The sequence below is a fragment of the Arthrobacter sp. Y3223065 genome (assembly GCF_059090885.1).
Genome location: NZ_JBNHGC010000002.1, coordinates 109,885 through 136,504, shown reverse-complemented (window position 1 = coordinate 136,504; position 26,620 = coordinate 109,885). Strand labels below are relative to the sequence as shown.

Here is a 26,620-nt window from a genome sequence, read left to right as displayed (position 1 = left end):
GGAGTCCGATGGGGGACGGGGCCGCGGTCCCGTCCCCCATCGCGCTTCTGGTCCCGGTCCGCCGGCAGCCGCCGCCGGACCGGCATTTTTTTGTTCGCGGGTTATTTTTTGTCCGCGGGTTATCTTTTGTCCGCGGGTTATTTTTGGTCCGCCGGCCCGGCGTCGTCCTGGTCGTTCCGCCCGGGACCAGCGGCCGCCGCCGCGGTACGCCGCTCCCCCGGCTCGCCGGCGTGCTGGCCGCCGGGAACATCACTGCTGCCGGCGTCGGCGCTGGAAGGCGCGACGTCGTCGGATGCCACCTCGGAATCCTCCTCGGCCGCTGCCTCCACCACCGCGTCGAGGTCGTCCACGCTGAGGATTTCCTTGCGCAGGTGCTTGGTTCGGTATCCGGCCCGGCCCACCATGTGGGCGGAAACCGGCACGGTAAGCAACTGGAACAGCCAGCCTATGAGGAGCAAGGGCACCGCCGTCCAGCTGCGCAACTGCAGGGCCATTGCCGTCAGCAGCAGCAGCAGGCCGAAGACCTGCGGCTTCGTGGCGGCGTGCATCCGGGATAGCAGGTCCGGAAACCGCAGCAGGCCGATGGCCGCGGCCAGGGACATCCCCGCGCCGGCGATCAGGCAGACGGCGGTCGCGATGTCGAGTATCAGGTCAGTGTTCACGGGGCCGCCCGTCCGTCACGAAACGGGCCACGGCGACCGAGCCGATGAAACCGACAAGGCAAATGACAACGACCAGCGTCAGGTTGTTCATGTGGCCGCCGGCGGCCATGTCCACGATGAGTCCGGCGCAGACAATCGCCAGCAGCACGTCAATGGCCAACAGCCGGTCCAGCAGCGAGGGGCCGCGGGCGAGGCGGATCAGCGACAGCACCGCGGCCACGCCCAGCACTGCGCTCACGACGACTTGGGCAACCGGAATGACTTCCCCGTTCACACTGCACCTCCCCTGCCGGTACCTTCGGCCTTGACCATTGCCAGTTCTTCCTTCGTGCCCATCATCCGGATCAGTCCCGCCTCGATCCGCCGCACGTCTGCCCGGAAACGTTCGGCGGCCTCCTCGGTGGCCACGTCGATCACGTGCAGGTAAAGAGTGGACGTCGAGCGGTCCACATCCACCACGAAGCTGCCGGGGATCAGCGAAATGGCATGCCCGGTGGCAGTCACCAGCAGGTCGGAATGGCTTCGCAGCCGGACCGCCACCACCGCGTTGCGCAGCGTCGGGCCGCGGGTCAGGGCCAGCCACAGGACTTCGACGCTCGCCACCGCCACCTGCCACACGAACGTGACGGCGAACACCAGCGCCGCCAGCGGATTGAAGCGTCCGCTGAGTTCGACCGGCGGCAGGTAGAACAGGTTCACGATGACCAGCGCGATCAGCAGGCCGAAAATCAGGTTGCCGGGACTGAAATCCTGCCACAGGGAGCCCCAGAGGATGACCAGCCAAGCCAGCAGCGGCAGCTCGACCCAGATGGAGATGCGCGGTTTCCTCATTGGCCCCCCTCCTGCAGGGCGCCCTCACCCAGGACGGCCTCGATGTAGGGGGTGCGCTGCAGCATCTCCCGCGCCGCCTGGTCGCTGAGCTCGAACAGGGGCCCGGCGAACAGCGTCAGGGCAAGGCCCATCGCCACCAGCCCGACCGTCGGCCAGACCATGGGCAGCGGCAGCAGTTGAACGATGCCCCGTCCAGTGAAACGCCCGTGCGGGTGGTCCTCCACATGACGGGTGGTCCGCACGGCGGATCCGTCAGGCTTGGTGGCCACCAGCACCGGGTCCGGGTGCTCGGCATCTTCGGGGCGCCGCCAGAACACGCGGTTCCAGACCCGCGCCATGGCCAGCAGGGTCAGCAGGGACGTAACCATGCTGCCCGCCACCAGTACCCAGGCGACCGGGGTGCCCAGCTCCACGCCGCCCTGCACGAGCCCGATCTTGCCCAGGAAACCGGAGAACGGCGGGATGCCGGCCAGGTTCATGGCCGGCACGAAGAACAGGATGGCCAGCAGCGGCGACAGCTTGGCCATGCCTCCCAGCCGGTCCATGTTGGTAGTTCCGCCGCGGCGTTCGATCAGGCCGGCGACCAGGAACAGGCTGGTCTGCACCGTAATATGGTGCGCCACATAATAGACCGCCGCGCCCAGGCCCACCACCGAGGACATGGCCAGGCCGAAGACCATGTAGCCGATGTGGCTGACCAGCGTGAACGAGAGCATGCGCTTGATGTCGATCTGCGCCACGGCCCCGAGGATGCCTACCACCATGGTCAGGACCGCCACGACCATCAGGAACGTGTTGAGCCGGTCGCCCGGGAACAGCAGCGTCTCGGTGCGGATCATGGCATAGACGCCGACCTTGGTGAGCAGGCCGGCAAACACCGCGGTGACCGGCGCCGGCGCCGTCGGATACGAGTCGGGCAACCAGAAGGACAGCGGGAAGACCGCCGCCTTGATGCCGAAGGCCACCAGCAGCATCAAATGCAGCGTCATCTGCGTTGCCGGATCCAGTTCGCCGAGCTTGATCGCCAGGTCGGCCATGTTAATGGTCCCGGTGGCCGCGTAGATCATCGCGATGGAGACCAGGAACAGCACCGAGGAGATGACGCTGACGACGACGTAGGTCACCCCGGCACGGATCCGCGGGCTGGTGCCGCCAAGAGTCATCAGCACGTAACTGGCCGTGAGCAGCATTTCGAACCCGACATACAGGTTGAACAGGTCGCCGGTCAGGAACGCGTTGGAAACCCCGGCCACCAGGATCAGGTACGTCGGGTGGAAGATCGAGACCGGGCCTTCCTCGTCGCTGTTCGTCATGCCCTGGCCCGAGGCATACAGCAGCACCGCCAGGCTGACGGCCGAGGAGACCACCAGCATCAGTGCGGATAGCTCATCCACCACCAGTGTGATGCCGAAGGGAGGAAGCCAGCCGCCGAGGTTCACCGCCTGCGCCCCGTTGGTCCAAGCCGAGGCCAGCATCACGGTCTCCAGTGCCAGCGTCACCGTGAGCGTGATGGCACCGGTCCGGCGCTGCGCGTTTGGGTGGCGGATCAGCACGAACGCCAGGGCAGCACCCAGCAGCGGCAGGACTACTGCCAGCGGCGCGATGGTGGCGGCGTTCACTGCTTTCTCTCCATCCGGGACCTGGTGGTGGCTGGCGTTTCTTCGGCTTCGTCCGGCGGGACGAACTCGGTGGTCTCGGCCGGGATCTCCGCGTCGTCCTCTGCATCGAAGGTGGGCTGGTTGGCCACCCGGCGGTCCTCGATATCGTCCTGGACCTCGTCCTGCCGTCCCAGCACCCAGGAGCGGTAGATGATGGCCAGCATGAAAGCGGTAACGGCGAAGGAAATCACGATGGAGGTAAGGATCAACGCCTGCGGCAACGGATCGCTGTAGGCGTCCGCGGGGATGTCGCTGCCGAAGATGGGCGCCAGGCCCGCGGGCCCGCCGGTGCTGAGCAGCAACAGGTTGGCGCCGTTGGTGATGAGCATCAGGCCGAGCATCACCCGGGTCAGGCTGCGCTCGAGGATCAGGTAAACGCCCACGGCGAACAGTACGCCCATCACCAGGAGCAGCGTCAGGTTAACAGTCACCGGGACACCTCCTCCTCGATCGCTGCGGGTACTTGCAGTTCGGCACTCTTGCGGCGGCCATGCGTGCGTTCCTCGGTGCGTTCGTCGATCTCGGCGCCGAAGCTGCGCAGCACGTCGAGCACCAGGCCCACCACCACCAGGTAGACCCCGATGTCGAAGATCGTCGACGTGACGAACTTGTGTTCGCCGAAGACCGGGAGGCTGAACTCCAGAATCGCGCTCTGGAAGACCTGGCCGCCCAGGAAGATCGGGACGACGGCGGTCAGTGCCGCGGCGCCAAGCCCCAGGCCGAGCAGCAGGCCTGCACTGATGGGCGTGGCTTCGGCCAGCTCGATCCGTCCGCCGGCCAAGTAGCGGACGGTCAGCGCGATGCCGGCCAGCAGGCCGCCCGCGAATCCGCCGCCGGGAAGGTTGTGGCCGGTCAACAGCAGGTAGACGGAGAAGATCATCACCGAGTGGAAGAGCAGGCGGGTGATCACCTCGAAGATGATGGAGCGGCGTTCCGGGGCCAGGGTCCGGCCGGCCACCAGCCAGGCGTCGCGCGGGACGACGGCGAACTTGCGGGCAGTCGCCAAGGCCGCCGCCTCGCGGTCCGAATGGGCCACCGTCTCGTAACCTCGTCCCACCGATCCGCTGGCCACGGCGTCCACGGGCTCCGGACGCTTCTCCCCGCGGCTCCGGATGAAGATCAGGCTGGCTACGCCGGTAGCTGCCAGTGCCAGCACCGCGATCTCGCCGAACGTGTCCCAGGCCCGTATGTCCACCAGGATGACGTTGACGATGTTCTCGCCGCCGCCGCCCTCATAGGCCAGCTGCGGCATGGCCAGGGACACCGGAGCTGCCGTGCGTGCCGCCATCGCCGTCATCGCGATCACGATCATCGTGAGGCCGAAAGCGGCTCCGATGACGGCGCGCAACAGTTTAAACCGTCCGGGCGTGCGCAGCCACAGCCGGGCCGGCAGCGAACGAAGTGCCAGCACGATGGCCACCAGGGAGATCGTTTCCACCAGCAGTTGGGTCAGTGCAATGTCCGGCGCCCCGTGCATGGCGAAGATGAAGGCCAACCCGTAGCCGGCTACCGAGACCATCAGCACCGCCATGAAGCGCTTGTTCGCGCGGATGGCCCCCAACGCGCCTGCCGCCACGATCAGCCCCGCGATGGCCTGCGCCGGGGTGTCGAACCACACCACGCTCTCCGGCAGCGGGGCATCCATCAGCACGATGGCGCTCAGTGGAGTCACGATCGCCACGATCAGGATCACGCACAGGTAGAAGACCAGCGAGCCTCGCTGGGTCCGTCCGGTGACCCAGATGGCCACCTCGTCCAGGACGCCGATCACGCCGCGGTAGATCCGGTCGGCGTCCGGGATGAAGCGGATCCTGGCCTGGAAGGCGGCAATCGGGGTGCGCAGCAGGAACAGGGCGACGCCGGCGGCGATGGTGATGACGGTCAGGCCGAGAGCCGGCGTGAATCCGTGCCACAGCGCCAGATGGGTGGCCGCGGTGTCCAGCGTGAAGAGGCCGGCATAGGGCGCGACGGCGGCTTCGACCGGAGCCGGCCAGAGACCGAACAACACGGTGGCCACGGCCAGCACGGCGGGTGCCGCCAGGAAGGCCCACGGAACGGCCTTGAATTCGATGGCCTCGCGGCCGGGTTTGGCCGCGAAGCCGCCCCAGACAAAGCGGGCGCTGTAGGCGAAGGTCAGGATGGAACCGGCCACGACGCCGGCTAGGAGCAGGCCCCCCACCCAGCCGGAGACGCCGGCCCGGTGGACGAAGGCTTCGTAGACCGACTCCTTGGCGACGAAACCCAGCAACGGCGGCAGGCCGGCCATGGACGCGGCACCGATCAGGGCGACCGCGAACAGTTTCGGGGCCTTGCGATACAGGTGCGACAGTTCGCGGATGTCACGCGTTCCGGCCTGATGGTCGATGATGCCCACCACCAGAAACAGGGTCGCCTTGAAGAAACCGTGGGCCAGCAGCAGGCCCATACCGGCCAGCGCGGCTTCCTGCGAGCCGAGCCCGACCACCAGGGTCAGGAACCCCAGTTGGCTGACCGTGCCGTAGGCCAGGATCAACTTCAGGTCGTTCTGGCGCATGGCCTGCCAGCCGCCCACCAGCATGGTCAGCAGCCCGAGCCCCAGCACGACGCCGTGCCAGTAGTCGGTACTGGAGAATCCGGGCGACAGCCGCGCTACCAGGTAGATGCCGGCCTTCACCATGGCGGCGGCATGCAGGTAGGCGCTGACCGGCGTCGGGGCCGCCATGGCCGCCGGGAGCCAGAAGTGGAAGGGCACCAGCGCGGACTTGCTGATGGCCCCGATGAGTACCAGCAGGATGGCTATGTCGATGATCTGCCCGTGGGCCATCAGCGTTCCGGCTGCTGCGAGGATCTCGGAGATCCGGTAGGTGCCGGCCGTTTGACCGATCATCAGCAGGCCAACCAGCATGGTCAATCCGCCGAAGGTGGTGACCATCAGGGCCTGCAGCGCGGACCGGCGCGCGGACAGGCGGTGCCTGGCGTACCCGATCAGCAGGTAGGACAGGACGGTGGTAAGTTCCCAAAAAATGTAGAGCAGGATCAGGTCGTCGGCGGTGACCAGGCCGAACATGGCGCCGCTAAAGGCCAGCAACTGCGCGCCGAAAGGACCGATGTCCGGATCGTCGGCCTTAAAGTAGCGGGCGCAGTAGAACAGCACCAGGGCGCCGACACCCAGGATCAGGATGCACAGCACCGCCGCGAGGGTGTCCATCCGAAAGGCCAGTTCCAGCTGCAGGCCCGGGACCCAGGCGAAGACCTCCGACGGCGGAGCGTTGGGAGCGCCGTCGAGCGCCTTCTGGTTCGCGCCGGTGTAGTTGTCGAACGTGGCGATCAGCCAGACAAATCCGGCGGCGGGAACCGCGGCCAGGATATAGAACGTTGACCGTCCGAGCTTCCGGAAAATTAAGGGCGCTATAAAGGCCACCGCAAATAGCAGGGTGAGCACAATCAGCACGGGATACTCCGGAACTTCCTTCAGGTTTACAAGGATTAGACGGACATGGCCAAGGTCCATTCTACCCATGGCATAAACGGTGCGGCGCCCGTGGAGAGTCACAAACAGCCGTCGGGAAGCCCCCCGCAAGCGGGCGATCTGCCTGTTCGCCAAAGATTCACGCGGTCTCCCGGCGCTGCTCAAAGTTCGCAGCAGGCGAAACGGATAGCATCGCGGTATGACTGACTCGGCCGGCATTCCGGCAACCCAAGATGCGGGCGGCGTCGCCGCGGAGCGGTTGAATAAAAAGCACGTCCTGGCCTGGGCCTCCTGGGACTGGGGCTCGGCGGCCTTCAACGCGGTCATGACAACGTTTGTGTTCACCGTTTACCTGACCAGCGATGCGTTCGGCGGCGAAGCCTTCGCGTCCGAAATCCTCGGTTACGGACTGGCCATCGCCGGGCTGGCCATCGCACTGCTGGCCCCGGTCACCGGGCAGCGTTCCGACACCGGGGGCCGCCGCAGGCTTTGGCTCGGGCTTAACAGCGTGGCTGTCGCAGTATTGACCGGCCTGTGCTTCTTCGTCTTCCCCTCCCCCGGCTTCCTCTTCCTGGGCGTGGGACTGATCGCGCTGGCCAACATTTTTTTCGAGTTCGCGAATGTGAACTACTACGCGATGCTCACCCAGATCTCCACGCCGTCGACCATTGGCAAGGTCAGCGGCTTCGGCTGGGCCATGGGTTACGTCGGCGGAGTCGTGGCCCTTGCCCTGGTGCTGATCGGGTTTGTCCTGCCGGAAACCGGATGGTTCGGGGCGACTGCGGAGAACGGACTGAACATCCGCCTGGTGGCGGTGTTCTGCGCCGTGTGGTTCATGGCCTTCGCGCTGCCGGTACTTTTCGCCGTCCCGGAGATCCCGCGCCAGCCTGCGGCCGCGTCCCTCAGTTTCTTTGCGTCCTACGGGCTGCTCTTCCGCCGCATCAAGGCAATCTTCACTTCCAGCCCGCACACGATTTTCTTCCTGATCGCCAGCGCCATTTTCCGCGACGGGCTCGCGGCGGTATTTACCTTTGGCGGGGTGATCGCCGCGGGCACCTTCGGTTTCTCGCTCAGCCAGGTGATTGTCTTCGCCATCGCCGGAAACGTTGTCGCCGCGTTCGGTGCCGTGGCGGGCGGAGTGCTGGACGACCGCATCGGCCCGAAGAACGTCATTGTGGGTTCGTTGATCGGGCTAATCGTCGCCGCCGTCGCCATTTTCGCGTTGGGCCCGGGGAACCACGTGTTCTTGGGCAACGCGTGGTCCGGTGATACCACGTTCTGGGTCTTCGGCCTGCTGCTGTGCCTGTTCGTTGGGCCGGCCCAATCGTCGTCGCGCGCCTACTTGGCCCGGCTGGCACCGCGCGGCGAGGAGGGCGAGTTCTTCGGCCTCTACGCCACCACCGGGCGCGCCGTCAGCTTCCTGGCCCCGTCCCTGTTTGCCCTGTCCATCACCGTCTTCGGCGAACAGCGTCACGGCATCCTGGGCATTTTGGTGGTGCTGCTGGCCGGCCTGCTGGCACTGCTGCCGGTCAAGACGCCGGCCCGGATCCAGCGCGCCAGCACCCCCAGCGCCTGAGCCGCCCGGCCCGGCCCGGCCCGGATCAGCGTTCGATGACCGTGCGGTGGAAGTTCTGGTAGCTGCGCGAAGCCGTGGGGCCGCGCTGGCCCTGGTAACGGTTGCCGTATTCGCCGGAACCGTACGGATGCTGCGCCGGCGAGGACAACCGGAAGAAGCACAGCTGGCCGATCTTGGAGCCCGGCCAGAGCATGATCGGCAGCGTCGCCATGTTGGAGAGCTCCAGCGTTACGTGCCCGGAGAAACCGGGATCGATAAACCCTGCCGTCGAGTGGGTCAGCAGGCCCAGCCGGCCCAGCGAGGACTTGCCCTCCAGCCGGGCTGCTATGTCATCGGGCAGCGTCACCGTCTCGTAGGTGGAGCCGAGCACGAATTCGCCGGGATGCAGGACGAACGGTTCCTCGGGGTCCACCTCCACCAGCCGGGTCAGCTCCGGCTGCTCCAGCTCCGGGTCGATGTGGGCATACTTGTGGTTGTCGAACAGCCGGAAGAACCGGTCAAGCCGCACGTCGACGCTTGAGGGCTGGATCATGTCCGGTTGGAACGGATCCAGGACGATGCGTTGGGAGTCCAGTTCGGCACGAATATCGCGGTCGGAGATCAGCACCCTTCAAAAATACACGGGACCGGCCCTCTCCCCTGACGCATGACGCGGCCGCCCCGCGGGCTCTTGAATCTGGCCCCTGTCCCGATCGATGCCGGGGTGCGACCATTGAACCAGGCGGGCCGCAGCACCTCGTTGGCCGGCCGCCGGGCCGCTGTCGGCGGGGGAACGAACGGCCTCCGCCGGCAGCTTCGAAGCCGCCGGTCAGGCCTTGCCGATTTCCGTGCGCACCGCGTACAGTTCGGGGAAGAAGGTGAGCTCCAGCGCCCGGCGAAGGAAGCCGGCGCCGGAGGATCCGCCGGTGCCATGCTTCATCCCGATGGTCCGCTCCACCGTCTTCAGGTGCCGGAAACGCCAGAGCTGGAAGTTGTCCTCCAGGTCCACCAGTTCTTCGCAGGCCTCATAGACGTCCCAGTTCGCGCGGGCGTTCTCGTAGACGGCCTTGAACGTCCCCACCAGTTGCCGGTTGAACTCGTGCGCCTCGGTCACGTCGCGGTCCAGCAGTTCCGCCGGAACCGGGTAGCCGTGCCGGTGCAGGTAGGCCAGGAATTCGTCGTACACGCTGCTTTGTTCCAGCAGCTCGCCGAGCATGGCCTGAGCGGCGGGATCGTCCGCAAAGACGGCCAGCATGCCCTTGTTCTTGTTGCCCAGCAGGAACTCCACGGCCCGGTACTGGTAGGACTGGAAGCCCGACGCCGCGCCCAAATCGCCGCGGAATTCGGCGTATTCGGACGGCGTCAGCGTGGCCAGCACCGACCATTGCTCGGTCAGCGAGCGCTGGATGTGCTTGATCCGGGCGATGCCTTTCATGGCGAACCGCAGGTCGTCGTCGCGCAGCTTCTGCCGCACGGTGCGCAGCTCGTGCAGCACCAGCTTCAACCACAGCTCGGACGTCTGGTGCTGAATGATGAACAGCATCTCGTCGTGGTGCTCCGGACTGCTGACCGGGTGCTGGGCAGAGAGCAACTGGTCCAAGGACAGATAGGAGCCGTAACTCATCTTGTCCGAGAAATCGGTCTCGATGTCTTCCTCGAGGCGTCGGGTGTTCTTGTCTACGGTCATGGCGGCTTCCGTCGGTTCTCCTGCCTCGTTGCAGGCCTGCTACCAGCCTACGGCCCCGACGCCGCGAATGCCCCGGCCGCCGCGCTGGGCGCCCTCAGCCACGGACCGAGGAGTCCCACCGCCACTTCCGGCCGCGGGTTTCGGGCGTCCTGCCGCTGGCGCCGAGCAGATCCTGCCAGGGATCGTCCGTGCGCTGCGCCGCCGGGAAGATGCGGTTCAGGACCCGCCCTATGACAGCTTCGTCGGGCCGGTATCCGACCCCGTGGACGGCCAGGATGTCGAATCCATGCAGCACGGCCTCGGCGATGCCCATCGCCGCGAAACCGGAGGCGTCCGAGGTCCCGGCCGGATGGTAGCCGCGGTGGGTGTCGGGGGCAGCGGCCGTCACCGCGTACAGCAATCCAGCGGCGGCATCGAAACAACTGGCGATGCCGGCCGTTCCCGTGGCAGGGTCGGGCCAGAACAGGATGGGCGGCCCGCCCGGGCGCCACGGCGGCGGGTCCAGCAGCACCACGTAGCCGTCCTGCGGCGGTTTCCGGCCTGAGAGCTGCAGGGCGTAGAACGCGAAGTCGTCCATGACGTGGGCCGCCGTCTCGCGGCAGCTCCACTCCAGCTCCAGCGCGGGCTTGTCCCAGGCATCGTCGGGGAGCTCCGCCAAGCGGCTGGTCAGGTCATCGGTGATGGTGCGGAAATCTTCCGCCGTTGGTTCCATCCGATGATGATGCCGTAGACCTGCCGTCGGCGCCACCGTTCCCAGCGAATGTCAGCTCACGCGGCGCTCCCCGGCTTCCACCGGTGCCGCGATGATGTTGCCCTCCACCGGCATCGGGCAGATGCCGAAGTCGGTGAAGGCGCTGGGAAAGTTGGTGGCCCGGTTGAAGTCGATCAGTACCGTGCCGTCGGGGCCGGGACGGCGGGTAACCACGGAGCGCCAGCCGGCGGTGCTGTCTCCGTTGGTTTCGTCGTGGAAGTTCAACGACAAGGCGCCCAGTTTCTCCGGTTCCGCCACCAAGGTGTGGACGGTGCCGCCCAATTCGAAGCTGACGGTCCCGACCGCGGTGGCGATCCCGCCCACGTCCGGGTTTGACGTGGCAATCTGCAGGGTGACGGGCTCCGGATACGCTTCGAACCGGCCGGATACCACCAGGTCCGGGTTGTACTCGAAAACCGGGACGCCGTCGAAATCCTGCCGGTTGGGCGAGTCATTGTCCCGGGTCCGGACCGCGTACCGGTCGCCCCGGACGGCCAATTCGACGGCGATGCTGCCGCGGCGCACCCAGAGCAGCGATTCCTCATTTCCCAGGGTTGCCGTCAAGGTGCCTATTGCCGGCTCCCCGCTTTCTGCCCGGTACAAGCCATCGTCGGCGGTCGCCGTCAACGAGGCGTGGCCGCCGCCGGATGCCGGACCGTTGGCGCTCCACAGGCCGGTGACCTGCTCCAGCCGCGCCGGTTCGGCCGGCAGCCACTGCAGCGAAGTGAGCGTGAGCCAGCCGTGCTCCGCCGCCAGCGCCTGGTTGCGGTTGTCCCTGAACCGGAGCCAGCTTTCCCGCCTGCGCGTCTCATCACGTGGATTGGTCATGCCCGCCTTCCCAAAATCATCGCCGGGCAATTGCCTGGCGTACGGGCACAACGTGCCGCCCGCCGCGCGGTATTCCCCCCGGGCCGGCAGGACGCTTGGCGTCCGGAACCATGGCGCATTCGCCTGCATGCGCATACGCTCTATTGCACAAGGCTGCGTGGCACAAAGCGCAACGGAAGCCGGGCGGCCAGTGCGTCTACCAGAATGGGAGGCTCATGCCGATGCCCAGAGACGGAATCCGGCGGCGCCGCCGGCGCGCAACAGCCCGCCTGGGGGCAGCAGTGACGCTGGCACTGGGCGCCACGCTGTTGGCTGGCTGCGGCTCCGGGGAGGGGCCCCCCACGCTGACCTGGTATATCAATCCCGACGACGGCGGGCAGGCCGCCATCGCGCAGCTGTGCACCGAGCAGGCGGGCGGCGAGTACCGGATCGAAACCTCGCTGCTGCCCAATGAAGCCGCGTCGCAGCGCGAGCAGCTGGCCCGGCGCCTGGCGGCCGGCGACGCGTCGCTGGACATCATGAGCCTGGATCCGCCGTTCATCCCGGAACTGGCCGAACCCGGCTTCCTGGCGCCGGTCCCGGACGAGGTGGCCCAGCGCACCACGCAGAATGTCGTGGAGGGCGCACTGGCAGGGGCAACCTGGAAAGACCGGTTGGTCGCCGTCCCGTTCTGGGCCAACACGCAGCTGCTGTGGTACCGGAAGTCCGTGGCCGAGGCAGCGGGGCTGGACATGACGCAGCCGGTCACCTGGCAGCAGCTGATGGATGCCGCGGCCGAGCAGGAGAAGTTTTTGGGCGTCCAGGGCCAGCGCGGAGAGTCCATGACCGTCTGGCTGAACGCGTTGGTCGAATCGGCCGGCGGCCAAATCCTGGAGAACCCCGAGGCGGACGCGGACCAGATTCAACTGGGCCTGGCCAGCGAGGCCGGTACGGAAGCGGCAGAGGTCATTTCCACCATCGGCAGGGAGGGACTGGGCGGCCCTGGCCTGCCGACCCAGGACGAGAACAATTCCATGATCCTGTTCCAGGGCGACGAGGGCTCGTTCATGGTCAACTGGCCGTTCGTCTGGCCGGCGACGAACACCGCCGCTGAAGACGGCACGGTGGATGCCTCGCTGATCGAGGACATCGGCTGGACGCTCTACCCGCAGATGAACGAAACCGACCCCACCGCTCCGCCCCTCGGCGGCATCAACCTGGGCGTCGGGGCGGCCAGCGAACACCCGGATTTGGCCTATGCGGCCATTGAATGCATCGTCGCCCCGGAGAACCAAGCCGAGTACTTCATCACCAACGGCAATCCGCCCTCGAACACCGAGGCCTACGAGGATCCGCGGATCGAGGAAGCCTTCCCGATGGCCGACGCCATCCGGGAGTCGCTGGAGATGTCCGCACCGCGGCCGCAAACCGTGTTCTACAACGAAGTTTCCACCAGCCTGCAGCAGAACTTCGCCCCGCCGTCCCAAGTGGATCCGGCCACCACGCCGCAGGAGACTTCCGACTTCATCGTCTCCGTCTTACGGGGGGAGAACCTGCTGTGAGCACCTCGACCGAAATTCCAACCCTGCCGAACGGCCGGACGGGACGGGCCGGCCGGCGCCGGGCGGTCCAGCAGTACAGCGACCGGGCCAAGGCGGAGCGGCGGCTCGGCTGGCTGCTGGCCGGGCCGGCGTTCTTCCTCATGCTGGCCGTGACGGCCTACCCGATCCTGCAGGCGCTGTTCGACTCGCTCTTCAGCTACCGGCTCACCGCGCCCGACGAACGCGAGTTCCTCGGGCTGGGCAACTACGCGGTGATCCTCACCGATATCGTGTGGTGGCGGGACCTCGGTGTGACGCTGCTGATCACTGTGGTGACCGTCGTCGTCGAACTCATCCTGGGCTTCGCCCTGGCGTTGGTCATGCACAAGGCGCTCAAGGCGGTGCGCGGCTGGCTGCGGACCGCGATCCTGGTCCCGTACGGGATTATCACCGTTGTCTCCGCGTTTGCCTGGTTCTACATGTTCGACATCAACTCCGGCTTCGTGAATGCCTGGTTCAACTGGGTGCCCGGGATCGATGAGGACCTCAACTGGTTCGCCGGCACCTGGACCTCGCTGTCCGTGATCATGGCCAGCGAAATCTGGAAGACCACCCCGTTCATCTCGCTGCTGCTGCTGGCCGGCCTCGCCCAGGTCCCCGACGAATTGACCGAGGCGGCCGAGGTTGACGGCGCTACCTGGTGGCAGCGGATGCGCCGGGTGGTCCTACCGAACATGAAGGCCGCGATCATGGTGGCCGTGCTCTTCCGGGCGCTTGACGCGTTCCGTATCTTCGACAACGTGTTCATCATGACCAACGGTGCGTTCAACACCGAGGTGCTCTCGCTGCTGGCCTACCGCACGTCCATCGGGCGGCTGGAGATCGGGCTTGGCTCGGCCGTTTCCGTGCTGCTCTTCGTGTGCGTACTGCTGATCTGTTTCATTGCCGTCAAGCTGTTCAAGGTCGACCTTGCCGGCCAGAGAGGAGGCAAGTGATGCGAGCGTTGCGGACCAAGGAGCGGGTTACGTGGACCATCATCTCCGTGCTGGTGGTGCTGTATGCCCTGTTCCCGGTGGCCTCCATCCTGGCCACCTCGTTCAAGCTGCCCAGCGACCTGACGTCCGGCAAGTTCCTCCCGGGCACGTGGACGGGCGCCAATTACGAGCAGATCCTGGTCGGCTCGGCGCAGGGGCTGTTCCTCAGCTCCCTGTGGAACTCGATCGGCATCGCGCTGATCGCTACCTTCATCGCCGTCGTGCTGGCCACGCTGTGCGCCTACGCGATCGCGCGGCTGGATTTTCCGGGCAAGAAGGTCATCCTGACCACCGCGCTGGCGGTGTCCATCTTCCCGGTCATCTCCATCGTCACCCCGCTGTTCAATGTCTGGCGGACCATCGGCCTCTATGACACCTGGCCCGGGCTGATCATCCCCTACCTCTCCCTGACCCTGCCCATCTCCATCTGGACCCTGGCCGCGTTCTTCCGCCAGATCCCGTGGGAGCTGGAACAGGCCGCACAGGTTGACGGGGCCACCACCTGGCAGGCGTTCCGCAAGGCCATCGTGCCGCTGGCCGCACCGGGCGTCTTCACGACGGCGATCATCGCCTTCTTCATCGCGTGGAACGACTTCGTCTACGGCATCTCGCTGACGTCCACCGAAGCGGCGCGGCCGGTTCCCGCGGCGCTGGCGTTTTTCACCGGCGCCTCCCAGTTCGAATCCCCCGTCGGCGCCATTTCCGCGGCGGCCATTATCGTCACCATTCCCATCGTGCTGCTGGTCCTGCTGTTCCAGCGCCAAATCGTCTCCGGCCTGACCCAAGGCGCCGTCAAGGGCTGAGCCCGCGGCAGGAAAGGAAATCCCATGGCATCGATCACGCTGCAGAACCTCGTCAAGGAGTACGGCGACGGTTTCGCGGCCGTCAACGACGTCAGCATCGACATCGCCGACGGCGAGTTCATCATCCTGGTGGGTCCGTCCGGCTGCGGCAAGTCGACCCTGCTGCGCATGATCGTGGGGCTCGAGGACATCACCTCCGGCGACCTGTTGATCGACGGCGAGCGCGTCAACGAGAAAGCCCCCCGGGACCGGAACCTGGCCATGGTTTTCCAGAATTATGCCCTCTACCCGCACCTGACCGTGTTCGAGAACATCGCGTTCCCGCTGCGCCTGGCCAAGGGTAAGTTCACCGAGGACGACATCCGGAAGCGTGTCACCGGTGCCGCGAAGACCTTGGAACTGACCGACCATCTGGAGCGCAAGCCGGGGAACCTGTCCGGCGGCCAGCGGCAGCGTGTTGCCATGGGCCGGGCGATCGTGCGCCAGGCCGATGCTTTCCTCTTCGACGAGCCGCTATCCAACCTGGACGCGAAGCTGCGGGGCCAGATGCGTTCCGAGATCTCGCAGATGCAGCGGCGGCTGGGAGTCACCAGCGTCTACGTCACGCACGACCAGACCGAGGCGATGACCCTTGGCGACCGGGTGGCGGTGCTGAAAAAGGGCTTGCTGCAGCAGATCGCTTCCCCACGGGAACTCTACGAGCAGCCCGTCAACCTGTTCGTGGCAGGCTTCATCGGATCGCCGTCCATGAACTTCCTGCCGGCCACCCTGGAGGGCAGCGTCCTGAAGACGCCGATCGGCGACATCCCCGTAGCCGGTGACAGGGCCAGGGCGGCCGAAGGCAGGAAGGTCGTGCTCGCGGGTCTGCGGCCCGAGTTCTTTGAGGACGCCTCGCTGGTGGAAGAACACAAGAAGGACCGGGGATCCACGTTCACGGCCGAACTGACCCACACCGAGTGGCTGGGGAACGAGCAGTACGGCTACATCAACTTCGACCCGGATCCCGCCGTGCGGGAGCTGCTGAATTCGCTGGCCAGCGACATGGACGCCGAAGAACTGCGGCCGCAGATCGTGGTCACGCTGGATGCCGCCAGCCGGATTCGCGGCGGACGCTCCGCCGAACTGTGGCTGGACACGCGGAAGATGCATCTGTTCGACCCCGAGACCGGTGAAAACCTGACCCGTGATGCCTCGGCCGGCGCGGCGCTGACGGAGGAGGCCAACCGTGCCCGGGCAGAGGAAATCGCCGAAGCCCGCGAACGTGAAGCCTCCACGGCCGGCCAGCCGGCCTGAATTCCGGACAGCCGCCGAACTGGGGTAAACTCGGTTTCGTTGTTGACGGATCCGGCTTCCACGGCGGATCCTGTGCGGGCGTAGCTCAATGGTAGAGCGCTAGCTTCCCAAGCTCGATACGCGGGTTCGATTCCCGTCGCCCGCTCCACTCGCACTGCGCACCCCGGCCCCTCGGACCGGGGTGCCTTTGTTTGTCCTCTGCCGGCAGGAAGCCGCCGCCCTACTCGTCGTCGTCCGGCACGAAGCCCGCACGGTCGATGGCCCGGTGGTAGTGCATACCCGCGGCACCGCCGAGGAGCGACCCGGCGAGGCTCGCTAGCAGCACCACAGCCAGCGCAATCAGGCCCGGCATCGCCAGCTGCCCGACGGGGCGGTCGATCACCGGCGCCGGTCCCGTCAGCATGCCAAGTCCACCGGCGGACAGCCCGATCACACCCGCGATGACCGCCATGACCAGGCCCCAAAGCCAGACCGCGAAGCCCTGCCGGACGCCGTCGAACCGCGCCATCCGTCCGGCCACGTAGCCCCCGCCGAAATAGGCGATCAGGATGATGGCCCCCACCGCCGCCCCGGCAATCCCGGCTGCCTGCCCGTCGCCGCCGGCGATGCTGTCCAGCCAGCCGCGCACTTCGGTATTGCTGGCGACGCCGATAGCCGCGGCAACACCGGCGGCGGCAGCCGTGAGCAACACGATCATGGCCGTGGCGGTCAGCCAGCCGAAAAACGCAGACCCCAGCCTCAGCCCGCCGTAGGCATTGTGCTGCCGCTGGTACAGCAATTCCTCGTCGAGGGTTGCCTCGGGGCGGTAGGCGCTGGTGTCCCGATAGCTCCGCTCGGCGTAGATCCCATCATCCGGGCTGCCGCCGACGGCATCCGGGTCCATGTCGTCCGCCGTGGCCTGGCTGCCGAAAACCGCCGTTTCCGGCTGGTCGCTGCGCGTGCGGTCCTGGTTTGCCACGGGCATCGCCTCGGTCGGCAGAGGTTCCGCCTGCGCGGGCTCCGTTCCAACGTCCCGCGGTTCCCGGGCAGTTGCCGGAACATCGTCTCCCGGCCGCACGCCGCCGTCGTCGCGCCTGCTGCTGCCGATTTCCGAACTCATCGCATGCCTCCTGCTTCGATCGCTCTCGCTCAGCAGGTTGTTGCCCCCTGTGGCTCCACCCTAGACCTGCCGCCGCCGCCGGGCCAGATCGGGAACCCTTTCATGGGCGGCCGGGGTGGAGACTAAACTGGTAGGCGATGATGCGCAAAATGTTCAAGTCCAAAATCCACCGCGCGACGGTCACGCATGCGGATCTGCATTATGTCGGGTCCGTGACCGTGGACCTCGACCTGCTGGACGCCGCCGACATCCTCCCCGGCGAGCTGGTTTCCATTGTGGACGTCACGAACGGCGCCCGGCTGGAGACGTACGCCATCGCTGGCGAACGCGGCTCAGGCGTGCTTGGCATCAACGGTGCGGCCGCCCACCTGATGCACGAAGGCGATCTCGTCATCCTGATCACCTACGCCGACATGACCGATGACGAGGCCAGGTCCTTCGTGCCGTCCGTGGTGCACGTGGACGCCGGCAACAGGATCGTTGAGCTGGGCTCCGATCCGGCGGAGTCAGTGGACGACGGGCTGATGCGCCCGCCGTTCGCGGTTCAGCAGTAGTCCCTGAGCTTAGAGCCGGTGGAACTGCCGGTGCAGCTCGCGGACCTCGTCCGCCAGCTCGTCGGATGGCCCGCCGACCGGGATTCCCGGCGCGACCACCTGAATCGGCAACGCGGCGACGGGCGCCGGCGCTATGCCCCACTCCGCCAGCCACCGGCCCAACTGATCCGATGACACAGCGTAGATAATCCGTCCCAGACCAACCCAGGCGTGCGCTGCCGAACACATCGGACAGTGCTCGCCCGAGGTGTAGACGGTCGCCGCACGGCGCTCCTCGGGTGGAAGGTTCCTGGCGGCCCAACGGGCAATCTCGAACTCCGGATGCCGGGTATGGTCCCCGTCCTTGACCCGGTTGCGGTCTTCGAACAGCACGTCGCCGCCGGCATCGACCAACACCGAGCCGAACGGCTCATCGCCGTCGTCCAATGCTTCGCGGGCCAGTTCGACGCAGCGCCGCAGATGCGTGAGGTCCTCCGCTGCCGTTTCCATGAGCCGATTATGGCAGAGCGGCACATTTTCCGGCGTGTTACACAGCCCACGCTGATACCTTGGAACCGCGCCGCCAACAGGTAACGCGCCCCGCCAGCAGGTAACGTAGGGCGGGTGGGAAATTCGACAGTGCTCAGGACCGTAGCCACGTGGCTGCTGTGCCTGATGCTTGCCGTGGCCGCTGCTGCCTTGACGATCATGCTGGTCAATGCGTTCGTGTTCAGCCCGCAGCACCAGGTGAAGGCGTACTTCAAGGCGCTGGAAGACGGCGACGGCGGTGCGGCGCTGGGTTTGCTCCACGCGACCGTGCCGGACGCCAACGCCGCCATGCTCGACGGCGCCGCGCTCAAGGCCTCGGTAGAGGATCTCGAAGACCTGGAAATCGGGGACCCGGTGCCGGCGGGCGAGGACAAGGTGGACCTGCCCGTCCATTACACGGTTGGCGGTGACGCGCACACCTCGACGTTCACCTTGGAAAAGACCGGCACGACGTGGCTCTTTTTCAACCAGTGGTCCTTCGTGCCCAGCACCCTTCCCACCATCAGCGTGGACGTGGTCAACGAGAACGAAGCCTCCCTCAACGGCACCCGGGTGGCCCTGCCGGATGGCAAGAATTCCTTTGCGGTGTTCTATCCCGGAACCTTCGAGGCCCACTACGCCAGCGACTACTTCGCCGCCCCGGTCGTCGAATCCGTGCTGACCGGCCCGCAAAACGCACAGGACGCCCGGCTCTCGCTGGCGACGGCAGCCACGCCCAAGCTCGTTGCGGACCTGGGCGCCCAGGTCAACGCCTTCCTTGACTCGTGCGCGGAGCAGCGCGTGCTGCAGCCCTCCGGCTGCCCGTTCAGCGCAGCGATGGACCGCGTCCAGGACAGCACCATCAACTGGTCGATCGTGAAATATCCGGACGTCAAGATAGAGCCGTTCAAGGGCAGTTGGGTCCTCAGCCCGCTGACCGGCATCGCCAAGCTGAACGTCGTGGAGATCGATTTGTTCACCGGCGCAGCCGTCGAGCGGGAAATCGAGCAGGAGTTCGGCTTCACCGGCCGGCTGTCCGTCAATGGCGGCAACGTGACCCTGACCCCCGTCGTGGAGTACTGAGTCGGCTCCACATGGGGCACCGGAGGCGGACAGGCTGTCCTGTCCGCCGCCGGCGCCGGCAGTCCTGCCCCGCGGCCGGCCTAGTTCAGTCCGCGCAGGTCCAGGGTCATCTCGCCGGTTCCGGAGCCAATGACCACGGGGATGCCCCAGTCCTGCTGGTACAGGTGGCAGGCGGCATGGTCCGGGATCTCGCCGCCGGGTTCGCCGTCGCAGGCCGCCGCCCGTGCGGTGATGTGCAGGACGCCCTCGCCGACCTCGTCGGACAGCACCAGTTCGCGCACCAGCCCCACGGAGGTGCCGGCGCCGGAAACCAGCAGGTTCTCCGGTGAAGAAGAAATTTTCAGCTGGGTCGGGTCTCCCCAGCGGTCATCCAGCTTCTGGCCGGTGGGGGCTGCGAAGCGGACAGTCAGCGCCAGCGGCCCGGCCGAGACCTCGGTCTTGGGCCGCTGCGTCTGCGAGGCCCCCTCGTCCACCTTCAGGGCTTCCTTGGGGAGTGGAAGCCGGACGAGCTGGTGCTTGTTCGTTTCCACCACCAGCAGCAGCGGCTCGCCGCCGCCGGCCACTGCAGAGGTGTCCAACAGAACGTCGGACGGCTCGGCCAAGCCGCGCGCCAGGGTGGAGACGGTCCCGCCGACCGGGTCGTAACGGCGTACCGCCCCGTTGTAGGTATCCGCCACGGCCACCGAGCCGTCCGGCAGGACTGCCACGCCCAACGGATGCTGCAGCCGCGCCTCGGCTGCCTCCCCGTCGCGGAATCCGAAGTCGAAGAGGCCAGTGCCGACGGCGGTGGAAACCTGCGCCCGGTGCCCGCCCTTGACCTCCACGAAGGAGATCTTGCGCAGGGCCGACGTTTCCGAGTCCGCAACCCAAATCGCGCCCGCCGCGTCCTCGGCCAGGCCGGACGACTGGGCGAACCAGGCCGCGGCGGCCTCGCCGTCCTGCAGGCCCTCCAGCCCGGTACCGGCAAGGATGTCGACCGCACCGGACGCCGGATCGAAGGTGAAAATCTGGTGCACGCCGGCCATGGCGATCACCACGGCCTCCAAGCGGGTCGACCACAGGACGTCCCACGGCGAACTGAGCGAGACGGCGAGCGGGTCGGCGGGAAGCTGCTCCCGGCCCGATGCGATGGCTTCTGCCAGCTCCTCCCCCAGCGCTTCCCCGGAAGCCGCTTCGTCGGCCACGGATCCGGGACCGGCTTCGGCTAGCCCGGGGGCGGTGCGCTGGGAGTCGGCATCGAGCAGCCGCTGCACTCCGCTGCCGGCAACCGTGGTCACCTCGCCGGTGGCCAGGGACAGGCCGCGGAGGCGGTGGTTCACGGAGTCCGCAACAACGACGTCGTAGCCCGCCTTTTCGCGGATCCCTTCCGGAAGCAGGGCCACTCCCTGGGGCTCGTTGAACTGCGCGGCGTCGGCCGGCCCGTCCTGCCAGCCCTTCGTGCCCGAACCGTAGGTCTTGAGCACGGTCGACAGGTCCGCGGCAAGTTCCACCAGCCGGTGGTGACCGGTGTCGCTGACCAGGAAGGACCCGCCGGCTGAGCCGACGCCGTCCGGCAGCGGAATGACCTTGCCCGGGAAGCGCAGGTCGCCGGCGGTGGTTTCTGCCGGCACGTACGGGCCGTCGCCGCGGTGCAGCGTGCCCTTGGCTTCGTGTTCGGCCACCAGTTCCTCCACCAGCGACGCCAAGCCGCCGGAGTGGCCTTCGCCGGACAGGTGCGCCACGATGTAGCCCTCGGGGTCCACGACCACCAGCGTCGGCCAGGCCCGGGCGGCGTAGGCCTGCCAGGTGTCCAGCTCCGGATCATCGAGCACCGGGTGGTGGATTTCGTACCGCTCCACGGCAGCGGCCAGCGCCACGGGGTCGGCCTCGTGCTCGAACTTCGGGGAGTGCACGCCGACGGTGACCAGCACGTCCTTGTACTTTTCCTCCAACGGCCTCAGTTCGTCCAGCACGTGCAGGCAGTTAATGCAGCAGAAGGTCCAGAAGTCCAGCAGCACGATCTTGCCGCGCAGGTCTTCCAACCCCAGCTGTTTGCCGCCGGTATTGAGCCAGTTGCGGCCCACCAGGTCGGAGGCGCGGACCCGGTAGTTGCTGCGGATGGTGTCGGCTGCCTCAGTCATCTGGTTTCTCCTTGTGCCCGGCCGGCATCATCCGGTTCCGGAACGGGCGGCTGCCCGGTGGTGGTTGTCGGAAGTTCATGGTCGCCGGAGTCCGTGCCCGGCCCGGCGGCAGGCCTTGCTGCCCCCGGCGGGACCACGCGTGCATCCTGCCGGGCCATCTTGGCAAACATATCGTTATAAGCCGCCAGTTCGGCGTCGTTATTCCTATCGGCCGAACGATCTTTACGCTTTGTTTCCCGCGCGTCGGACCGCGACCACGCAATTGCCACTCCGATGGCGATGCAGAGGGTGGGTATTTCCCCGATGCCCCACATGATGGCCCCGCCGAGTTGCTGGTCGTCCATGGCCGGCAGTCCCCACTCCCGTCCCATGCTGCCGAACCAGGAGGCCTGGATCAGGGCCGTGGAGCTGGTGAGGGCGACGCCGAAGAAAGCGTGGAAGGCCATCGTCGCGAACAGCAGCAACAGCCGCAACGGATAGGGCGCGCGCCGCGGCAGCGGATCCTGGCCGATCATCGAGAGGATGAACAGGTAGCCGGTGAGCAGGAAGTGCAGGTTCATCAGCTCGTGCCCCACGTGCTCGCGCAGGGCGAAGCCGAACAGCGGCGAGTAGTAGAAGATGATGATCGAGCCGGCGAAGTTCGCTGCCGTGAAGAGCGGATGGGTGATGACCGCGGAATACTTCGAATGCACCAGCCAGAGGATCCATTCGCGCAGGCCCTTGCTGCCGTCGCGGCGCGACGGCAGCGCCTTCAGCGCCAGGGTGACCGGCGAGCCCAGCACGAGGAACAGCGGCACCACCATGGTCAGGGCCATGTGGTCCAGCATGTGCGCGCTGAACAGCACCATCCCGTAGACCGCCGGCGCTCCCGACGTGACATAGGTGAGCAACAGGAGGCCGACAATCCAGCTAATGGTCCGCGCCACCGGCCAGCCATCGCCGCGCCGGCGCAGCCTGGCGGCTGCCACCAGGTAGGCGATGCCGGTGACCAAGGCGAACGTCACCCACAGCCAGTCCCACCGCCAGACGGTCAGCCAACTGCTCCCGACCAGTTCCGGCGGCAACTCGTAGCCGGTCAGGATGCGTGCCGGGGACGCGTCCGGCGGCAGTTCCTCGGGCGTGGGCGGCGCGGTGCGGGCCAACGCCGTGGCCACGCCGAAGACCGCCGCCATGATGAGGAGTTCCACGGTGATCAGCTGCCAGAGGACGCGCTTGCCGGACTTCGTTCCGAGTTCGGGGATGATCCACTGCCGGTGCATGAAGCCGATCGCCCCCAGCAGCAGCGTGGCGAGGGCTTTGATCACCACGAGCACCCCGTATGGGCTGGAGAGCTGGTCCAGCGAGGTGATCCGAATGGACGCGTTGATGATGCCGGAGAAGAAAACCAGGCCGAAGCTGATCAGCGCCAGCGATGAGTAGCGGCGCAGCACCTGCCCGGTGAGGTCCTTGCTGCCCAGCGTCCCGGAGATGACCGCGAGCACGATGATTCCGCCCACCCAGAGGCAGGCACCCAGCAGGTGCAGTCCGATGGAGTTCACGGCCCCGTAGTGGTCGTCGCCGCCGGCCGAGTGCCCGATCAGGGCCATCGGCAGCAGCCCGCCGATGGTGGCCAGCGCCAGGGTGGCTCCCAGCCCGGGGAGGGAGCGGAGTCCGAAGATCAGCGTGGCCACGACGGCGGCCACGATGGTGATGGACAGCCAAGCCTGGCCGGTCCCGATGTCCGTCATGAAGCCGATGAAGCCGGCGGTGTAACTGGCGTCCCCGCTCACGGGCAGCCCGGCGACGTCGGAGAAACTGAAGACCAGCACGGCCATGGCCGCCAGCGTCCAGACGACGGCGGCGCCCCCGGCCAGCCGCAGTGCGGCCGTGAAGGCGGGATGCTCGGGGCCCTCGTCGCCGTTGCCCGGCCTGCGGCCGGGACGCAACTGCTTGGGCAGGATTCCGACGGCGAAGAGCAGCGCCGCAATGACTGTCGCCAGGGCGGTGTTGTTGGCGGCCTTGGCCACCGGCAGCGCCCATCGGGTCAAGGCGCCGGGGTCTGAGAGCTGGCGGGTAGCGGCCGCCCCGGAGTAGAGCAGGGCGGCCGCCAGCGCCAGGACGAGGACAACCACACCGGCCAGGAGCCATCCCCTGCCGATCCCGTCGGCGGTGATGGCCGCAGGACGCCGGTCAGCTGCAGGGGTCAGCTTCTCAGCCACGACCGCCAGCGCCTCCGCCCCGCTTGCTCATCACGAAGGCGGCCAGCCCGGCCAGGATGGCCAGCGTGCCGGCGCCCAGCGCGAGGAACAGTCCGGCGCCGCTGGGCCCGTCCTCTTCCCCGGCCGCCTCGGCGGTGTCGCCGGATCCGCCGGCCGCGGACACGGACGCCGCGGGCGAGGCGGTGCCACCGGCCGCAAGGGAGAATTTCGTGGTTCCTTCGATCGGATGGCCGTCGCTGGAGACAACCCGCCAGCCCAGCTGGTAGTCGCCGTCGGGCATGCCGTCCTGCAGGGGAATGGTGACCTCGCGGCCGCCGAGCACCGGTGCGCCGGCGGCCCAGTCGGTGCCGGCGGTGTCCAGGACCTGGGTGGTGGTGCCGATATCCATCACATTCGCGCTGAACTCCAGCACGATGCTCTCGGGCTGGACGTCGAGGACGGCGCCGTTTTCCGGGATGGATCCGATCAGTTCGTCGTGGGCCGACGCCGGACGTGCCAGCGCCAGCGCCGCCGACAGCCACAGCAGCATGGCAACCAAGGCGGCCACGAGCAGCCGGCGCAGGGCAGCCTGCTGGGCAGTGCGTCGGGCGTCCTCGCGGCGCTGCCTGGCGGCCGAAGACCCGGAGGTGGCAACGCGGACGGGTGCAGGGGTGTTCGTTTGGGGGTTCATCACGTTCTTTCGTTGAGGGATGCGCACGTGCGCCGGTCAGAAAGCGTGATGCAGGGGTGGTCCCCGGTGGCGCAGGGAAAGCAGCGGTGCGCCAAGCGCCGCGAGTGTGCGGACAGCCCGTACCCCCGGGACGGCGAGCCTGGCCCGCGGTACCGGATGCCAGCTGTACAGCCGGCGCGGAATTGCCAGCGACATGGTTCCGGCCAGGGCCGCGGCCGCTTGCTCACCGCGGCGCAGCAACAGGACCGTGGCAACGGCTGCAGCAAGGTGGGCTGCCAGCATCGCCGGATCCTCGGCCGCAGCCGGCGGGGCTGGCACGGCCGCCACCGATTCGCCGGGAGGCAACGAGATGCCGTGTCCGGCATGGGCTCCCGGGCCCGGGGTAATTCCCGCAGGGGCGCCGTGGCCCATCCGGAAGAGCAGGTGGTAGATGGCCTGGCTGCCCCCCACCGCGGCCAACAGGCGCGGCCAGGACAGGGACTTGCCGGCCAGGCCCACGCAAACGAGCCCGGAGAGGGCGAGGGACAGTGTCCAGACGGCTAGGGCCGGCGCATGTCCTCCACCGGCAAAGTGCGACAGCGCAGCCGCGGAGGTGGCCACGGCAGCGCCGAGCCACCCGCGCAGCAGCCGCGCTTCCCGCTGGACCATGCCCTGAGTCCTCCGTCCCGATGCTTCCGGGCGTGCTCATGGCGCACGCCCCGCCCGGCTATTTTACCGCCGGTAGAAGTTAACGCGTTAAAGAGCAGGACCGCCACCGGTTGCCGGTGACGGTCCTGCGGAAGTCTGGTGGGAAAACTACTTCTTAGCGACAGCAGCCTTCAGCTTGGAACCAGCGGTCAGCTTCACGCTGTGGCCTGCCGGAATCTGGATGGATTCGCCGGTCTGCGGGTTGCGGCCGGTGCGGGCCGCACGGTCGGTGCGCTCGACGGCGAGCCAGCCCGGGATGGTGATCTTCTCGCCCTTGGAAACGGAGTTTGCGAAGATGTCGAACACGGCGTCCAGGACACCGTTCACTGCGGTCTGGCTGGTGCCGGCCTTCTCTGCAACAGCTGCAACGAGTTCACTGCGATTGATAGCCAATTTTTGTCCTCCTGGACTGCTTCGGTTTGGTCAGAGCCTCCGCAGGCTGCGGAAAAGCTACTGAGCGAAAACTTACCAGCTTGGCCGCCCGGATCCGGCAAAATCCGCGGAATCTGGCGGAATTTTTAGCGAAATACCCTGATTTTGGACCGATTTCGCCCCGCGGGGTCCGCTTTTTGCGCCGAGAGCATATGATGGGCCGTTTCCGCGCGCCCCCGGCTGCCCGGTTCCGTGTTGCACCGCCGTCGTTCTTCCCGCCGCCTGCCCGATGCATCCCGGACATGGCAAAGGGCGGCGGTCCCGAATGGACCGCCGCCCTTTGAAGCAGCTTCACCAGGAAGCCAGCCGGCTTCCTACCAGCTGGACTTCTTGATGCCCGGCAGTTCGCCGTTGTGCGCCATCGTGCGGAAACGCACGCGCGAGATCCCGAACTTCTGGAGCGTGCCGCGGGGACGGCCGTCGATCTGGTCACGGTTGCGGACGCGGACCGGGGACGCGTTGCGGGGCAGCTTCTGCAGGCCCAGCCGAGCCTCTTCGCGGGCCTCGTCGGTCGCGTTGACGTCGACCAGGGTCTTCTTCAGCTCGGCACGCTTCGCGGCGTAACGCTCGACAACGACCTTGCGCTGCTCGTTGCGAGCAATCTTGGACTTCTTGGCCATGTTTAGCGCTCCTCTCGGAATTCGACGTGCTTGCGGATAACCGGGTCGTACTTCTTCAGGACAATGCGGTCCGGGTCGTTACGACGGTTCTTCCGGGTCACGTAGGTGAAGCCGGTGCCGGCGGTGGACTTCAGCTTGATGATGGGACGTACGTCCTTGTCCTTTGCCATTAGAGCTTCACACCCTTCGCGAGGAGCTCGGCAACGACTGCGTCGATGCCGCGGACGTCGATGGTCTTGATGCCGCGGGCGGAAACCTGCAGCGTAACGTTGCGGCGCAGGGACGGAACCCAGTAGCGCTTCTTCTGAATGTTCGGATCGAACCGGCGCTTGTTGCGGCGGTGCGAGTGCGAAATGCTGTGGCCAAAGCCGGGCTCGGCTCCGGTCACCTGGCAATGTGCTGCCATGATCTCTCCTCCAGTTGTAGTAAATATTGACGGACCTGACGCAGAGACGTAAGTAAAGCGGCCTGCGAATCTGCGTGTAAGAGCGCCCGCCACCAGTTGTGACACCGTTATTACTGCGACTTTCCGGAGGTGAACCTGGCGGGGTGAGATCCAGCCGAAGTGCCTCGCCGCGGG

At 67.0% G+C, this 26,620-nt stretch carries 27 protein-coding genes and 1 tRNA gene; 8 read left to right on the top strand and 20 right to left on the bottom strand.

Translation table 11 applies throughout. The features are described from left to right. Window positions 1-137: 137 nt before the first annotated feature. From mnhG to AC5RUK_RS05495, 6 genes are read right to left on the bottom strand one after another with little or no spacing between them, the layout of a single operon-like run. On the bottom strand, window positions 138-662 hold the full coding sequence (gene mnhG / locus AC5RUK_RS05520; protein ID WP_494151601.1) for a monovalent cation/H(+) antiporter subunit G: 525 nt from the start codon (window positions 660-662) through the stop codon (window positions 138-140). After that, on the bottom strand, window positions 652-936 hold the full coding sequence (locus AC5RUK_RS05515; protein WP_493989591.1) for an MrpF/PhaF family protein: 285 nt from the start codon (window positions 934-936) through the stop codon (window positions 652-654). The genes mnhG and AC5RUK_RS05515 overlap by 11 nt, the downstream gene beginning before the upstream one ends. Continuing rightward, entirely contained in the window at window positions 933-1,493 is a 561-nt protein-coding gene (locus tag AC5RUK_RS05510; protein ID WP_493989592.1) for a Na+/H+ antiporter subunit E, read from the bottom strand. Before AC5RUK_RS05510 ends, AC5RUK_RS05515 begins: the two co-directional genes overlap by 4 nt. Further along, window positions 1,490-3,112, bottom strand: a complete 1,623-nt coding sequence (locus tag AC5RUK_RS05505) for a Na+/H+ antiporter subunit D (RefSeq protein WP_493989593.1) — start codon at window positions 3,110-3,112, stop codon at window positions 1,490-1,492. The genes AC5RUK_RS05510 and AC5RUK_RS05505 overlap by 4 nt, the downstream gene beginning before the upstream one ends. Beyond that, window positions 3,109-3,582, bottom strand: a complete 474-nt coding sequence (locus AC5RUK_RS05500; protein WP_493989594.1) for a Na(+)/H(+) antiporter subunit C — start codon at window positions 3,580-3,582, stop codon at window positions 3,109-3,111. The genes AC5RUK_RS05505 and AC5RUK_RS05500 overlap by 4 nt, the downstream gene beginning before the upstream one ends. Beyond that, window positions 3,579-6,581, bottom strand: a complete 3,003-nt coding sequence (locus tag AC5RUK_RS05495; protein ID WP_494151911.1) for a Na+/H+ antiporter subunit A — start codon at window positions 6,579-6,581, stop codon at window positions 3,579-3,581. The genes AC5RUK_RS05500 and AC5RUK_RS05495 overlap by 4 nt, the downstream gene beginning before the upstream one ends. Before the next feature lie 217 nt (window positions 6,582-6,798). Here AC5RUK_RS05495 and AC5RUK_RS05490 point away from each other — a divergent pair, with 217 nt between their 5' ends. Further along, window positions 6,799-8,175: an MFS transporter gene (locus AC5RUK_RS05490; RefSeq protein WP_493989595.1), complete on the top strand. Its 1,377-nt coding sequence runs from the start codon at window positions 6,799-6,801 to the stop codon at window positions 8,173-8,175. A gap of 25 nt (window positions 8,176-8,200) precedes the next feature. Here AC5RUK_RS05490 and dcd read toward each other — a convergent pair whose 3' ends face one another. The 4 genes from dcd to AC5RUK_RS05470 all read right to left on the bottom strand — a co-directional run bounded on the left by dcd (window position 8,201) and on the right by AC5RUK_RS05470 (window position 11,420). After that, window positions 8,201-8,782 carry a dCTP deaminase gene (gene dcd / locus AC5RUK_RS05485; RefSeq protein ID WP_494121139.1) on the bottom strand — a complete coding sequence of 194 codons (582 nt, stop codon included), beginning with the start codon at window positions 8,780-8,782 and terminating at the stop codon, window positions 8,201-8,203. Between the two features lie 201 nt (window positions 8,783-8,983). Continuing rightward, window positions 8,984-9,841: a tryptophan 2,3-dioxygenase gene (kynA, locus tag AC5RUK_RS05480; protein ID WP_494151600.1), complete on the bottom strand. Its 858-nt coding sequence runs from the start codon at window positions 9,839-9,841 to the stop codon at window positions 8,984-8,986. Window positions 9,842-9,935: 94 nt separating this feature from the next. Next, window positions 9,936-10,553: a DinB family protein gene (locus tag AC5RUK_RS05475; protein WP_494107483.1), complete on the bottom strand. Its 618-nt coding sequence runs from the start codon at window positions 10,551-10,553 to the stop codon at window positions 9,936-9,938. Window positions 10,554-10,604: 51 nt separating this feature from the next. Then, window positions 10,605-11,420, bottom strand: coding sequence for a DUF1684 domain-containing protein (locus AC5RUK_RS05470; protein ID WP_494107482.1), 816 nt, complete (start codon window positions 11,418-11,420; stop codon window positions 10,605-10,607). A gap of 221 nt (window positions 11,421-11,641) precedes the next feature. Here AC5RUK_RS05470 and AC5RUK_RS05465 point away from each other — a divergent pair, with 221 nt between their 5' ends. The 5 genes from AC5RUK_RS05465 (at window position 11,642) to AC5RUK_RS05445 (ending at window position 16,218) form a co-directional block, all read left to right on the top strand. Beyond that, window positions 11,642-12,961, top strand: a complete 1,320-nt coding sequence (locus AC5RUK_RS05465; protein ID WP_493989600.1) for an extracellular solute-binding protein — start codon at window positions 11,642-11,644, stop codon at window positions 12,959-12,961. A gap of 23 nt (window positions 12,962-12,984) precedes the next feature. Beyond that, window positions 12,985-13,935 carry a carbohydrate ABC transporter permease gene (locus tag AC5RUK_RS05460; RefSeq protein ID WP_494121499.1) on the top strand — a complete coding sequence of 317 codons (951 nt, stop codon included), beginning with the start codon at window positions 12,985-12,987 and terminating at the stop codon, window positions 13,933-13,935. Further along, window positions 13,935-14,777, top strand: coding sequence for a carbohydrate ABC transporter permease (locus AC5RUK_RS05455; RefSeq protein ID WP_493989601.1), 843 nt, complete (start codon window positions 13,935-13,937; stop codon window positions 14,775-14,777). Before AC5RUK_RS05460 ends, AC5RUK_RS05455 begins: the two co-directional genes overlap by 1 nt. Before the next feature lie 24 nt (window positions 14,778-14,801). Next, complete coding sequence (locus AC5RUK_RS05450) at window positions 14,802-16,070, top strand: ABC transporter ATP-binding protein (protein ID WP_493989602.1); 1,269 nt, start codon at window positions 14,802-14,804, stop codon at window positions 16,068-16,070. A gap of 74 nt (window positions 16,071-16,144) precedes the next feature. After that, window positions 16,145-16,218: transfer RNA gene (locus tag AC5RUK_RS05445), tRNA-Gly, on the top strand. A 72-nt stretch (window positions 16,219-16,290) separates the two neighbouring features. Here the strand turns inward: AC5RUK_RS05445 and AC5RUK_RS05440 are convergent. Beyond that, entirely contained in the window at window positions 16,291-17,169 is an 879-nt protein-coding gene (locus tag AC5RUK_RS05440) for a hypothetical protein (RefSeq protein WP_494151599.1), read from the bottom strand. Window positions 17,170-17,306: 137 nt separating this feature from the next. Here AC5RUK_RS05440 and panD point away from each other — a divergent pair, with 137 nt between their 5' ends. Next, a complete protein-coding gene (gene panD, locus AC5RUK_RS05435) occupies window positions 17,307-17,723 on the top strand; it encodes an aspartate 1-decarboxylase (protein ID WP_494107479.1) in 417 nt (138 codons plus the stop codon). A gap of 9 nt (window positions 17,724-17,732) precedes the next feature. Here the strand turns inward: panD and AC5RUK_RS05430 are convergent, their stop codons facing one another. Then, window positions 17,733-18,212: a nucleoside deaminase gene (locus AC5RUK_RS05430; protein WP_493989605.1), complete on the bottom strand. Its 480-nt coding sequence runs from the start codon at window positions 18,210-18,212 to the stop codon at window positions 17,733-17,735. 114 nt (window positions 18,213-18,326) lie between these two features. Between AC5RUK_RS05430 and AC5RUK_RS05425 the strand changes: the two genes are divergently transcribed. Then, entirely contained in the window at window positions 18,327-19,313 is a 987-nt protein-coding gene (locus AC5RUK_RS05425) for a hypothetical protein (protein ID WP_494151598.1), read from the top strand. An 80-nt stretch (window positions 19,314-19,393) separates the two neighbouring features. Here AC5RUK_RS05425 and AC5RUK_RS05420 read toward each other — a convergent pair whose 3' ends face one another. The 8 genes from AC5RUK_RS05420 to rpmB all read right to left on the bottom strand — a co-directional run bounded on the left by AC5RUK_RS05420 (window position 19,394) and on the right by rpmB (window position 26,446). Beyond that, window positions 19,394-21,433 (bottom strand): NHL domain-containing thioredoxin family protein, encoded by a 2,040-nt coding sequence (locus tag AC5RUK_RS05420; protein WP_493989607.1) that lies wholly within the window; start codon window positions 21,431-21,433, stop codon window positions 19,394-19,396. Next, on the bottom strand, window positions 21,430-23,631 hold the full coding sequence (locus AC5RUK_RS05415; RefSeq protein ID WP_493989608.1) for a bifunctional copper resistance protein CopD/cytochrome c oxidase assembly protein: 2,202 nt from the start codon (window positions 23,629-23,631) through the stop codon (window positions 21,430-21,432). Before AC5RUK_RS05415 ends, AC5RUK_RS05420 begins: the two co-directional genes overlap by 4 nt. After that, window positions 23,624-24,301 (bottom strand): copper resistance CopC family protein, encoded by a 678-nt coding sequence (locus AC5RUK_RS05410; RefSeq protein ID WP_494151597.1) that lies wholly within the window; start codon window positions 24,299-24,301, stop codon window positions 23,624-23,626. Before AC5RUK_RS05410 ends, AC5RUK_RS05415 begins: the two co-directional genes overlap by 8 nt. 36 nt (window positions 24,302-24,337) lie before the next feature. Next, a complete protein-coding gene (locus tag AC5RUK_RS05405) occupies window positions 24,338-24,949 on the bottom strand; it encodes a hypothetical protein (protein WP_494107476.1) in 612 nt (203 codons plus the stop codon). A 147-nt stretch (window positions 24,950-25,096) separates the two neighbouring features. After that, the gene (locus AC5RUK_RS05400) at window positions 25,097-25,381 is read right to left on the bottom strand and encodes an HU family DNA-binding protein (protein ID WP_493989611.1); all 285 of its coding nucleotides are present in this window, start codon (window positions 25,379-25,381) and stop codon (window positions 25,097-25,099) included. Window positions 25,382-25,734: 353 nt separating this feature from the next. After that, window positions 25,735-26,040, bottom strand: coding sequence for a 30S ribosomal protein S14 (gene rpsN, locus AC5RUK_RS05395; RefSeq protein ID WP_493939214.1), 306 nt, complete (start codon window positions 26,038-26,040; stop codon window positions 25,735-25,737). Window positions 26,041-26,042: 2 nt separating this feature from the next. Beyond that, on the bottom strand, window positions 26,043-26,210 hold the full coding sequence (gene rpmG, locus AC5RUK_RS05390; protein ID WP_127512989.1) for a 50S ribosomal protein L33: 168 nt from the start codon (window positions 26,208-26,210) through the stop codon (window positions 26,043-26,045). Then, a complete protein-coding gene (rpmB, locus tag AC5RUK_RS05385; protein WP_136785732.1) occupies window positions 26,210-26,446 on the bottom strand; it encodes a 50S ribosomal protein L28 in 237 nt (78 codons plus the stop codon). The genes rpmG and rpmB overlap by 1 nt, the downstream gene beginning before the upstream one ends. Window positions 26,447-26,620: the final 174 nt, after the last annotated feature.

Bases quoted from the DNA above. Each gene is read 5' to 3' on its own strand.
- AC5RUK_RS05510 (WP_493989592.1), bottom strand. From the start codon at position 1,493: ATGAGGAAACCGCGCATCTCCATCTGGGTCGAGCTGCCGCTGCTGGCT.
- AC5RUK_RS05490 (WP_493989595.1), top strand. From the start codon at position 6,799: ATGACTGACTCGGCCGGCATTCCGGCAACCCAAGATGCGGGCGGCGTC.
- kynA (WP_494151600.1), bottom strand. From the start codon at position 9,841: ATGACCGTAGACAAGAACACCCGACGCCTCGAGGAAGACATCGAGACC.
- AC5RUK_RS05475 (WP_494107483.1), bottom strand. From the start codon at position 10,553: ATGGAACCAACGGCGGAAGATTTCCGCACCATCACCGATGACCTGACC.
- AC5RUK_RS05470 (WP_494107482.1), bottom strand. From the start codon at position 11,420: ATGACCAATCCACGTGATGAGACGCGCAGGCGGGAAAGCTGGCTCCGG.
- AC5RUK_RS05465 (WP_493989600.1), top strand. From the start codon at position 11,642: ATGCCCAGAGACGGAATCCGGCGGCGCCGCCGGCGCGCAACAGCCCGC.
- AC5RUK_RS05455 (WP_493989601.1), top strand. From the start codon at position 13,935: ATGCGAGCGTTGCGGACCAAGGAGCGGGTTACGTGGACCATCATCTCC.
- AC5RUK_RS05450 (WP_493989602.1), top strand. From the start codon at position 14,802: ATGGCATCGATCACGCTGCAGAACCTCGTCAAGGAGTACGGCGACGGT.
- AC5RUK_RS05440 (WP_494151599.1), bottom strand. From the start codon at position 17,169: ATGAGTTCGGAAATCGGCAGCAGCAGGCGCGACGACGGCGGCGTGCGG.
- panD (WP_494107479.1), top strand. From the start codon at position 17,307: ATGATGCGCAAAATGTTCAAGTCCAAAATCCACCGCGCGACGGTCACG.
- AC5RUK_RS05430 (WP_493989605.1), bottom strand. From the start codon at position 18,212: ATGGAAACGGCAGCGGAGGACCTCACGCATCTGCGGCGCTGCGTCGAA.
- AC5RUK_RS05420 (WP_493989607.1), bottom strand. From the start codon at position 21,433: ATGACTGAGGCAGCCGACACCATCCGCAGCAACTACCGGGTCCGCGCC.
- AC5RUK_RS05410 (WP_494151597.1), bottom strand. From the start codon at position 24,301: ATGAACCCCCAAACGAACACCCCTGCACCCGTCCGCGTTGCCACCTCC.
- AC5RUK_RS05405 (WP_494107476.1), bottom strand. From the start codon at position 24,949: ATGGTCCAGCGGGAAGCGCGGCTGCTGCGCGGGTGGCTCGGCGCTGCC.
- rpsN (WP_493939214.1), bottom strand. From the start codon at position 26,040: ATGGCCAAGAAGTCCAAGATTGCTCGCAACGAGCAGCGCAAGGTCGTT.
- rpmG (WP_127512989.1), bottom strand. From the start codon at position 26,210: ATGGCAAAGGACAAGGACGTACGTCCCATCATCAAGCTGAAGTCCACC.
- rpmB (WP_136785732.1), bottom strand. From the start codon at position 26,446: ATGGCAGCACATTGCCAGGTGACCGGAGCCGAGCCCGGCTTTGGCCAC.